This window comes from Nonlabens sp. Asnod3-A02 (assembly GCF_045063755.1).
Lineage (GTDB): Bacteria > Bacteroidota > Bacteroidia > Flavobacteriales > Flavobacteriaceae > Nonlabens > Nonlabens xylanidelens.
Genome location: NZ_JBEFOC010000007.1, coordinates 405150 through 418024, shown reverse-complemented (window position 1 = coordinate 418024; position 12875 = coordinate 405150). Strand labels below are relative to the sequence as shown.

At 37.4% G+C, this 12875-nt stretch carries 2 protein-coding genes; both read right to left on the bottom strand.

The window, feature by feature from the left end:
* Positions 1 to 71 precede the first annotated feature (71 nt).
* Positions 72 to 7658, bottom strand: a complete 7587-nt coding sequence (locus ACJJVN_RS05180) for a fibronectin type III domain-containing protein (protein ID WP_405377361.1) — start codon at positions 7656 to 7658, stop codon at positions 72 to 74.
* Between the two features lie 159 nt (positions 7659 to 7817).
* Entirely contained in the window at positions 7818 to 12791 is a 4974-nt protein-coding gene (locus ACJJVN_RS05175) for a choice-of-anchor J domain-containing protein (RefSeq protein WP_405377360.1), read from the bottom strand.
* Positions 12792 to 12875 lie beyond the last annotated feature (84 nt).

Here is a 12875-nt window from a genome sequence, read left to right as displayed (position 1 = left end):
ATGTCAAAAATAGTCAATAAAAAAAGGCCATTCTGTAAAGAATGGCCTTTTTATTATTTAAGTATAAGAATCTAATTTCTCAACACTTTCACCGTTTTGTTTTGCTCTCCAGAGATTACCTCTATAAGATACATTCCAGAAGGGAAAGTAGATAAATCTATTCTAGTAGAAGTCGCATTAGGGTTTACAACTAATAGTTGTTGTCCTAACAGGTTTCTTACTACTAAACTATCAATAACTTGTTGACCATTAAAGTCAACTATATTATCTGTAGGGTTAGGATAATAAGTGAAATCAAAAGTATCCACATCATTAACACCAGCAGTACCATCTACAGTAAAGTTATCTACAAAGAACTGAATATCTTCATTATCTGCAACAGTACCGTTAGTAGCACGGAAACCAAATCTCACAACACCAGAATAAGCGTTAAGAGGGAAAGTCTCTAATTGACCAGTTGCAGATACATTATCAGAAGCTTCAAAAGTTTCAATAATGCTCCAAGTAACACCACCGTCTGTAGTAATCAAGAATTGAACCTGATCATCACTACCGAAGTTACTAGCAAATGTATCGTCAAACTCAGTTAACGCAACATCAAAACTAGCAGTAAATGAACCACCAGCAGCTCCTAAATCAATTTCTGGAGATACTAACCAGTCACCATCACCACCGTTGTTCCAAATATTGATACTTGCAGCTTGACCAAATACATTAGTTGGATCGTTTGCAAAATCAACATTAGTCCAATCACTATCTAAACCATTAGGACCGGTAGCTACATCTGTATTATCACCTTCTCCCCAACATACTCCAGGGAAAGTTGCAAAATCATTACCTGGTGCACCAGCAGTTGTTCCATATGGTGCTACAAAAGCAACACAATCTGTAGAGAAGCTTTCTACTACTGACCAATCACTAAATAATCCACCACCACAGTCTGCACGAACATATACATCATACACTGTACTAGGAGATAGCGCGGTTACTGAATAAGGATTAGTAGTTACACTTGTACCACTACCTGTAGGCACTCCACTTCCTGAAGCTACAACAGCAACTTCCCAAGTTGTCGCATTACCATTTTCTGTCCAATCAACTATCGCAGAATCACCAGTAATAGCAGAAACAGAAACACCATCAGGAGCTAAACAGAAACTACCACAAGTTTGAATTCTCATTAAATCAACTGCAAAATCACCTACAAAACCACCTTCTTCACCTGGCTCTTCAGTACCAGTAATTTGGATATAGATAGTTTGTCCTATTAACGTGGATGGTAACATTGCTCCTACCTCAGCATAATTATCTGAGATATCAGACTGTAACTGACCAACATATGAAAATACACTTGTAAATGGACCAGTAGCACTAGTACCATAAGCTACATCAAAAATAGTTTGATCTCCACCGAATGAATGAATGAAGAATGAAAGCTCTAATTCAGCATTTGCACCTGTTGTTAAATCAATAGGAGGAGAAACAATAGACGCTGGACCTACATTAGTACCAGTTGTTTCAAAGAATAAGTAACCAGCACCATCGTGTGGACCACTAGGACCTGTACCTGTTGATCCTGTAGGGGTAGTTCTACCAAAATTCCAATCACCACCAGTAGTACCTGTACCTACATCACCTGTCCATGAAGTAGCAATTGTATCAAAACTATCTTCCCAAACATAACCAGGAGCTCCAGTAGTACAAGATACACCTTGAGGTGAAGCCGGGAAAGTTCTAACTGGTAAAGGATTAGTTGTAGGACTAATATCCATAGGATTACACACAGCAGACACTCTTATTTCATAAGGAGTATTCGGAGTTAAACCATTTAAAATATAGTTAGTATTTGTCATAACACCTGTTACAGCGGTTGCTGTACCAGTGCTAAAATCTGGAGTCGCATATTCTACTATCCATTCTGTTTCTGACAAACCAGCTGACCATGATAAATCTAGACTATCACCACCGATTGTATTCACTACAACTCCTGTAGGATTAGGACATGACGGTATTAATTCATAATTAATATCATCTAAATAAATCGCATCAAATGTACTAGTCTGTATAGATCTAAAAGCAATATGACCACCAGTTGTTGTAAGAGAACTAAAGTTTACCGTTTGCTCTTCATAAACATCGTCTGGTAAATCTGCATCTAAGAATGTTTGCACAACAGTAAAAGTTGTAAAATCATTAGGATCAGACATAACACCTACTTCTAAAGAACTATTATCTCTATCATAAGCAAAAAATCTAACACGTTTAGTAGCATCAAGATCAGAGAACTCTGGCATTACATAATAAACACCTGCAGAAGTATCATTACCATTATATAGATAAATGTGTTGATTACCACTATTAGCAATTAAATCCTCTACCTCCACTTCTGGCGGTGTTGTTGTCGCAGTTGTGATATCAAATACAGCATTATCACATACGAATAAACCATCTAATGGGTCTGACTCATAATCTGTAAAGTAAGGAGCCGTAAAAGGTAGACAATTAGTAGAAAACTGTAATGGCCCTATCCAATCACTTGATGCCGTAGCGTTACAAATAGTTCTATAATAGATTTCATACTCTGTACCTGGCATTAAAGAACTATCAGTAAAGGAAGTAGTCGCTACAGCCGTTCCAGCTGCAGTAGGCACTCCTGTACCATCTAGTTGTATAGCATATTCATAAGCACCTGCTGGTGTTCCTGCCGTATCAACAAAACTAAAGTCACCACCTGTGGTAGTCAAGTTAGTTACACTCATTGAATTTGGATTAGAACAGAAATTACCACATGTTTCAATTCTCATTAAATCAATAGCAATATCTCCCACAAAACCTGCTTCATTACCTACCTCTTCTGTAGCACTTACTTGAATATAAACTGTGCTTGAGCCTAAAACAGATGCTGGTAAGAATCCACCGACTAAAGCAAAAGCATCCGTTTGCGTTGCTTGTAAAGGACCTATATATGTAAATACATTAGTAAAAGGACCAGTCGCACTAGTTGACACACCTACTTCAAGTGTTGTTAGATCACCACCAAAAGAATGAAGGTAGAAACTCAATTCAGCTTCATCAGTTGCTGCAGTTAAGTCAATAGCTGGAGAAACCATAGTGTTAGCTCCTACATTAGTACCGGAAGACTCAAAGAAAACGTAACCTGTACCTTCTTGAGGCCCTAAAGGTCCAGTACCTGTAGAACCAGTTCCAGCAGTTCCTGAGAAATCCCAATCACCATTTGAAGTACTCACATCACCTGTCCAACCATTATTAGCATCAAAATTATCTTCCCATGCAAAAGCACTATCATTATTAGGACAAGAAACACCTACAGGTCCAGTAGGAAAAGTTCTAATTACAATCGGATTCGTTGAAGGACTAACATCCCCAGGAGCACAAACTGCAAATACTCTTAATTCAATAGAAGTATTTGAAGGTAACATATCAAGCAAATAATTTGCATTCGTCATCACACCAGTTTCAACGCCTAATGAACCAGCACCACCAGGAGTAAATCCAGGAGTACCATATTCTACGATCCATTCAGTTTCTGAACCACCAGCTGTCCAAGATAATTCAACAGAGTCAGCTGTAAGATTACTAGTTACAACCGCACTAGGTTGGTTACAACTAGGAATAACCTCATAATTAACATCATCTAAATACATAGAGTCGAAAGTCCCATTAGGAATAAACCTAAATGCAACCCAACCTCCTGTAGTAGTCAGTGATGTGAAGTCAACTGTTTGCTCAGCATATACATCGTCTGGTAAATCAGCATCTAAGAAAGTCTGATGAACTGTAAACGTAGTAGCATCAGTAGGATCAGTCATTGTACCAACTTCTAATCCTCCTAAATCTCTATCATAAGCAAAGAATCTTACTCTTTTATTAGAATCAAGATCTGAGAATTCAGGAAGTATATAATATAATTCTGCAGTAGCTCCAGTAGACCCACTATACATATAGATATGATTAGAGCCTGAGTTAGCAATAATATCTTCTACCTCAACAGTAGGAACTGTACCTGACCCACTACCTACAACTATATTACGATCGCAATTATTTAAACCATCTACTGGATCTGAATCATAATCTGTAAAGTAAGGAGCAGTAAAAGGAGCACATGAAGTTCTAAAACTTAAAGGTCCTATATAAATACTCTCATCTCCTGGTGCACAAACTGCACGAACCCAATATTCATATTCTGTATCAGGTGTTAATCCAGTAACCGTAGTTAGAGGAGAAGTAACAACATCGATTACAGCACCAGTTTGAGCACCTGTATTTGGAACAAAACCTGGAACACCAACTTCAATATCCCATTCAGTTTCCATAGCACCTGCAGTCCAAGAAAGATCAGCCGTTGTAGAAGAAAAAGCATCTACAGCTAATGCATCTGGAGAAGGACAAGTAGGAGCCGGAGCACAAGTTACTGACGCTGTCCAACCATCTCTTTGACCAGAACCATCAGTAGACCAAACTAAAGTAATACAACCAGAAGTACTTGTACCTATTAAAAGTTCTTGAGTTAAATCACCTGTACCGCTTGTACCATCCCAACACCATTCAGTATCTCCACCTGGAGTATTAATGGTAGGGAAAGTTGTATCAGGTCCATCATAAATTGTTAACCCATCAAAACAACCTGTACCACTATCTTCCATCTCATTAGTAAGGAAGTTTATATAGACTACATCACCAGCATTATCAGGACAAATATTATACACTATATTTTCATTACCTTGATATTGTCCAGAGGCACCTCCTGAATCAACGAATAAATCACCTGCACAATAATCTGGAGTAGTAGAAACATTAACGCAAGATTGAGTAGAAACATCATTAGATGCACTATCACATATTGCAGTTACACAAACCTCATAATCAGCATCACTCGCAAGACCGGAAACCACAACATTTGAAACTGTTGGGTTAGGAGTAACTGCTGTAAATACTGTTGTACCCACCTCTCTATACTCTACTAAAAATTCAGACGCAGTAGAATTATTAGTCCAAGATAAATCAAAAGATGAACTTCCTACAGAACTTGTAGTCAATTGAGTAGGTTCTGGACAGCTAGGTGACAGTTCATAAGTAATATCATCAAGATACAAAGCATCAAATATACCTGCAGGATTAAATTTAAAGGCAATATAACCGCCGGTAGTTGTCAATGAGTTAAAATAAACAGTCTTTTCTTCATAATCATCGTCGACAAGATCAGTATCTGTGTATGTAACAAGGGACGTAAATGTTGTAAGATCAGCTGGATCAGACATTACTCCAACTTCTAGCCCGCCAGTATCTCTATCATATACGTTAAATTTAATACGCTTATCTGAAGATAGATCAGAAAATTCAGGAAGTATATAAAAGATATCTGCAGCAGCATCACTACCACTATACATGTAAATATGGTTAGAACCAGATAAAGCAACAAAATCTTCAACTTCAACTAATAAATTTGTACTACCACTCACTATTAAAGAGCTATCACAATTATTTAAAGAATCAATAGTATCAGATTCATAATCTGTAAAATAAGGAGCTGTTAACGCAGCACAACGAGTTCTAAATTCAAAGGGACCTACCCAATTACTAGTACCATCAACACCACAATTAGATCTTACATAAAATTCATAGAGAGTATCTGGTGATAATCCAGACGCACTATAAGGATTAGTAGTTGAAGAAGTTGCGATAGTTGCAACTCCAGAATCTACTACAAAACCAGCAGCACCTATTTCTAAATCCCAGTTCGTCGTTGACCCTAATTCTGTCCAACCTAAATCTACAGAACTACTAGTTAATGCAGTAATATTTAAGTCATAAGGATCTACGCAAGGTGGAGATTCTAAAACTAATAAATTATCTATCGCCATATCACTAGTAAATGATGTACCACGTGCACTTCTAAATATTACCTGAATATTTTGTGATGAAAATGCTGCAATAGGAATAACTACAGTTGTAAAAGCATCGTCTTCATCAGTTTGCTGTTGTCCAGATAAAGTAAATACAGTAGTATCAACCCCACCAGATCTTACAACAACTTCCAACGTACCCATATCTGCACCATACATATGGTAATCAAAACTAATTGCAGGAGTCGTAAGAGAAGTTAAATCTATAACCGGTGAAATTAGATCTGTAATATCACCTGTCGTTCCTCTAGAAGCTTCAGTTATGAAATAATTACCACTAGAAACACCAGGACCAGTAGAACCAGAACCTGTTACTGCTGTAGCAACAGCTACCCAACTATACGCAGAAGGACTATCTGCAGACCAACAATTTTCTTCTTCAAAATTATCAGTAGTAGCTGGTGTACCTGTAGCGCGTACTGTAAAACCAGTTTCAAAATCTTCATTAAATGGCGATGTAAAAGGTAAACATAAAGTAGAAAAAGATTCTTGAACCCAACTACTGTAATCTGGTTGTAAAGGATCACAAACCGCACGAATAAATACATCGTAATTTGAAGAATCTGCTAAAGCGTCAATTAAATGAGACGGGCTTGTAGGATTAGGAGAAACAGTCGTTCCTTGACCTGTACCAGGAGCAGTTATTGTACCTGCCAGAGCATATTCTACTTCCCATTCAGTTTCTGTACCACCTGCTGACCAAGAGATATCTAAAGACGAATCAGTAATAGTATTAGCTTGAATACCTGAAATAGCTGGACATGAAATTAAGGTTGTTGCTGTATAAGGACCTTGCCAAAGACTAAAATCTCCCATTCCACAGTCATATCTTACATAAAACGCATACTCTGTATCAGACATTAAGTTATCTACAAAAGCGAAAGTCCCAAAATTACCTGCTACAGTTGTACCAGAAGGATCACCTTGATTAAATGGAGTTGGACCATAATTAACTTCATAATTAGGACTAGGATTTCCATTTGAATCCCAAGCAAACTGAACATTATTTGCCGTTTGAGTAATTGGTGAAAAATTAGAAGGAGAAGGACAAGATTCTGTAGTAGTAAAAGTCACAGGACCTACTGGATTACTAACATCTGAACCAGGTACACATACCGCTCTAATATAAACATCATAAGTGCTTATACTACTTAAGCCAGTAATAGTAAATGGGTTTGTAGAAGCAGGAACAACCTGACCTCCTGATCCAGGAGTATAAGGGCTGATTCCATATTCTATTTCCCATTGAGTTTCTGAACCACCATTAGTCCAATCTATGATTGCCTCATTTGCGGTAACTCCTGAAAACCCAGGATTAACGATAACTGGACATGTAGGACAAGAAGCAGATCCAACAAAAATATCCATCATAGATACTTGTGCAATAGGAGTTTGATAAACCAATAAATCCTCAGAATCTATTAATTTAAATTCACCATCTCCAGAAAGATCTGGAGCACGGTAATCTATATCTATAGTAGACATATTGTTAACCGAAATAACATAAGTTTCGGTCACAGGATTACCTGTAGCACTGGCATTTAATACTCGATAGGTAGTTAAAACACCATCAATGGTGACATCAACTCCTGCGTTAGCGGTGGCATTATTCCCACTAACCCAATCATTACCAAAAAAATCTGTAACCTCTAACGTATAATTACACTGTGCTTGTGCATTAAATGAAAAGGTTAACAGAAATAAGGTAATTACAGTAACATAAATTTGTTTCATAATTATTATTTAAGGTTTTTTTAAGAAGGCCCTTAAACTAAATAAATAAATACAATAATCCACTACAATTGTTAATTTATCGTTAACCTGACTTTAATTTAGGTTAAAAAAAAAAGGATCACCGTTAAGTGACCCTTTTAAAATAAAGTTTAATTAGTACTACTCCTTAATAAATCTAAAAGTTTCAGTGGCTGTATCACCATTAATTTCAATTAGATATACACCAGAAGGTAGTTCCTGAACATTAATTTCTGCTCTATTATTTATTTCTCTAGACTTTACTAATTGTCCCACGAGATTGTAAATAGTCAGTTTTTTAACAGAAACATCAGCTTGCACATATAGTACTGTAGAAACTGGATTAGGATAGATTACAAATTCCGCTTTCGCGAAAGCGTCATTACTAGCAGTACCATCAATTTCAAAAACACCCACATGGAAATCATAATCTTCAGTGTCATCTATATCTCCATCACTAGCTAAGAATGCAAATTGAACTGTACCTGTATAAGAAGACAGATCAATAGTTGAGCTAGTTCCAGTAACGGCTGGTTGATTAGCTAGATTCCATGTCATTAAAGAACTCCATGTAACCCCATTATCTGTAGTTATTAATAGATCTACTTGATCATCAGACCCCATAGCATCAATATCATTTGCAGTAGAAGGACCTGTAAAGGAATAATCAGTAACCGCTACTTCTACAGTCAACACATCATTACTTGAACCAGACATATCATATTGCTCTGAAATCAACCATTCTCTATCGACATTTTGCCATAGATTTATAGTATTAGAAGGTACAGCTACACCAGCCGCATTTTCATAAGACCTTCCATCAGTCCAGTCAGAACTTCCTAATCCGATAGGACCGTCTACAATCTCACCGTCAATAGCCTCATCCCAACATTGATTAGGCACATTAGTTGTAAAGTCAGTAACGTATGGATACTGAGTAACAACATCACATAAAGTAGTAAAAGTTACTGGGCCAGTCCATGGAGAAAAGTCACCCATCCCACAATCCGATCGTACATATACATCATAAGATGTCTGAGCTGACAAACCTGAAATAACTTGAGGATTGGAAGATGTTAAGTTCTCATATACTGCGCCTGCAGTACCTTGAGCAACAGTCGTAGGTTGCACCTCAACTTGCCAAACAGAAGTAGTACCGATTGAATTCCATGAAACATTGGCTGTATTAGAAGTCAGCATATCAACGACTAAACTAGTAGGCTCTGGACAATTCGGTATATCTTCAACAATAAATTCATCTATAAACATCACCCAACCATCAGTACCGTTAGGCGGTATTCTAAATGCTATATATACATCACCTGTAAAAGCTGACAAATCTAGTATTTCTTCTTGATAAACAGTATTACTATATAATGCTAATGGTAATAATGTAGATGTAAAGTCTGCAGCATCGGTTCCCGTAGTAGATAACAACACTTCCATATCATTAGGCTCATTTGCTGATTGAACTCTATACATATATTTCAATCTTTGAGCACCTGTTAAGGTTAGCGCTGGAGAAATTAAATAATCATCATCCACTCCACCATTAAAATCTGTATTAATAGAAGCCGCTTCGTCACCAGCTGCAGATGTTGCACTGTTAAGAATCCACTGATCACCGTCTCCATTTTCATCTAGCACTGTCCAACATCCTTCTGTCGTACTTGTAGAATCAAAAGTTTCTGTAAACGGAACTGCAAAGGCATTACAAGCTGTCTGGAAATTACTTACCGCTGACCATGGACTAAAACCTCCTGAAGCACATGCTGATCTTATATAGAAATCGTATGAAGTGTTATCAGTCAAACCACTTAAAGTGTAAGGATTTGTTGTTGCTGTAACTACAGTACCAGAACCTGGTATAAATCCTGGAGCACCATATTCAATTTCCCATGAAGTAGCAGTTCCTCTTTCTGTGAAAGCTATATCTGCAGATGAAACTGTAAATCCAGAAGTCCCTATCATTACAGGCTCATCACAATCTGGAGCTATTTCAAAACGCACATTATCAATATACATTCTCCATCCATCTGTAGTTGTAGGAGGAATTCTCCATGCTACATAAACATCTCCTGTATAAGCCGAAAGATCAATAACCTCTTCTGCATATGCTTCGTTAGAATACAATGTAAGTGGCACTAACGTTGTGGTAAAATCAGCAGCAGCATTACCTGTAGTAGAAATTAAAACTTCCATTTCGTTAGGTTCTCCATTTGATTGTACTCTATAATCATATCTAAGTCTATCAACACCAGTTAGTGTAATAGCAGGTGAGATTAAATAATCGTCATCTGCACCTCCATTGAAATCTGTATTCATTGCAGCCACCTGATCTCCTTCACTAGTATTAAATGCATAATTTAGATCCCATTGATCACCATCACCATTTTCATCCAATACCGTCCAACAATCTTGAGTTGAGCTAGTAGAATTAAAACCTTCAGTAAAAGGTACTGTGAATGCAACACAAGTAGTTCTTCCAGTAACCGGACCTAACCATATACTCTCATCACCGACTGCACAAACTGCTCTCAAATAGAAATCGTAAGGTGTATTTGCGACTAAGCCAGTTACAGTTGTTGGGTTAGTTGTTACAGGAACTAAAGTACCTGAACCCTGAGCTGCTCCTGCATCTACATATTCTATCTCCCAAGCAGTTTCAGAACCACCATTAGTCCAAGACAAACTCACACTATCAACAGTAGAAGAATCTACAGCAAGTCCTAAAGCTGCAGGACAAGATGGAGCTTCATCAATTGCAACGTTATCAATTGCTATGTCCGATTCAAAACTAGTTCCTCTTGTTGCTCTAAAAACAATTTGAAAAGTCTGACCTGAAAATGCATTTAACGCAACATTGAAATTAATATAAGGATCTGTATCTGCAAGTTGTTGCTCACCAGTTATTGTAGCAACTAGAGTCTCACTAGCTCCTGACTTTACCAAAATTTCTAAAGACCCTATATCAGATCCTGTCATATGATAATCAAAACTTAAAGCCGGAACAGTCAACGCACTAGTATCAAAAGTTGCTGTAGCCAATTCTGCAATATCGCCAGTGACTCCATTAGAACCCTCTGCATAAAAATAATTCCCTGTTGTTATAGATGGGGAAGGACCTGTATTTCCAGAAGCCGTAAGTGTTCCTGGTGCCGCAACCCATGCGTATCCGGAATTTATGGCAGAGTAACAATTTTCAGAATCAAAAGCTTCTCCTGCGCCAGGAAAAGTACTTGTTGTAGTTGTAAAACCTGTTTCAAAATCTTCAGAATAAGGAGCTACAAAAGGATCACATTGCGTATTCCCTGTAACAGGACCTACCTGTAAACTCTCATCACCAACACCACAATAACCTCTAACATAAAAGTCGTATATAGAGTTTTGAGTTAAACCAGTTATCGTTGCAGGATTAGTAGTAGAATTTACAACCGTTCCCATTCCTGGTGTAAAACCAACAGTACCATACTCTATATTCCACTCAGTCTCAGAACCGCCTGCAATCCAAGAAAGATCCACAGTAGTATTAGTTGAACCATCAAATGAAAGACTCGTAGGCTCTAAACATGTAGGAGGGGCTGCACAAATATATTCTGCTACCCAACCTGACCTCACTACAGAACCATCAGAACTAAATCTTATAGTTATAGCACCATCAGGATTAGTTGCTCTAAACATAGCTGGACCTTCTAGATCAGTAGTAAAAGGTGTTGCAGTGACATCAAGTCCATTAAAAACTTCTAAAATATCACAACAAGACTCAACATCTACTGAAGTGAAATTTAAAGTTACCACATCGCCTACATTATCAGGTGTATAAGTTATCGTATAACTTTCGTTATTTTGGTAATCTCCAGTCATACCACCTGTATCAAAAATATCATCCCCACAATTTGCTGGAGTAATTAATGTATCACAAACTGGTGTAGACCTATCTGTAGGAGCACAAACTGCTATTACACAAATATCATATGATGTCCCAGAGGAAAGACCTGTTAACGTAAAAGGATTAGAAGTAGCAGTAACTAAAGTACTAATACCTGCATCTGTAGTGTATTCTATTTCCCATTCTGTTTCTGTACCACCATTAGACCATGCAATATCAACACTAGTTTGATCTACATTACTAAAAACTATTCCAGAAATATCTGGACATGATTGCAATGTAGAAGCAGTATAAGGACCTGCCCAATCGCTAAAGTCACCCATTCCACAATCTATTCTTACATAAAAATCGTAAGATGTATTTGAAGTCAAACCAGTTACTGATGCAAATGGAGCTGAAAAACCAAGAACAGTTGTCCCACCTGCTCCTTGCACATAAGGTGAAGGTGCGTACTCAATTTCATAATTGGCAGAAACATTACCATTTGTATCCCAAGTAAACTGAACAGCATCTGCTGTCTGAGTTATAGGATTGAAAGCACTAGGTACTGGACAAGAGTCTGTAGTTGTAAAATTTAAAGGGCCCTGATTGCTACTTATATCGCCCATTCCACAATCAGCTCTTATATATACATCATAAGATGTGCTCGCAGATAATCCATCGATAGTCCAAGGATTTGTAGTTGCGTTATCAATAGTACCTGAACCTGGTGTAAAACCTACCGGTCCATATTCTACTTCCCAAGCTGTTTCTGTACCAGTTGCTGTCCATCCTATCTCTGCTCCTGTAGCAGTAAGATTATTAGAAGTTAACATGGTTACAGCAAAACATGTAGGACATGTAGCAGTTCCAACATAGATATCCATCATGGATGCTTGATTTATAGGAGAAGCATAAACCTCTATTCCTTCTGAATCAATAAATCTAAAACTACCATCTCCAGAAAAAGCTGTTGCTCTGTAATCTATATCGATTGCATCACCATCATTAACTGTTATGGTATAATTCTCTACAGCTGGCGCACCACTAACTGCTGCTGGATCCATAACTAAATAAGTTGTAGTAATTCCTGCGATGGTTACATCAACTCCAGTATTTGCAGTTAAGTTTGCACCGGAGTCCCATTCGCTACCGAAATTATCGGTAAGTTCTAGTGTATAATCACATTGCGCCGTAGACACTGTTGTAATTAAAAACACTAATATTAATAGTAGTTTTTTTGTCATTTCGTTTTGGGTTAAATTATTGAGCTTCTAATGTAATGATTTTAGCATAATTAACATTAACTTAATAGTATATTTTAATGACTA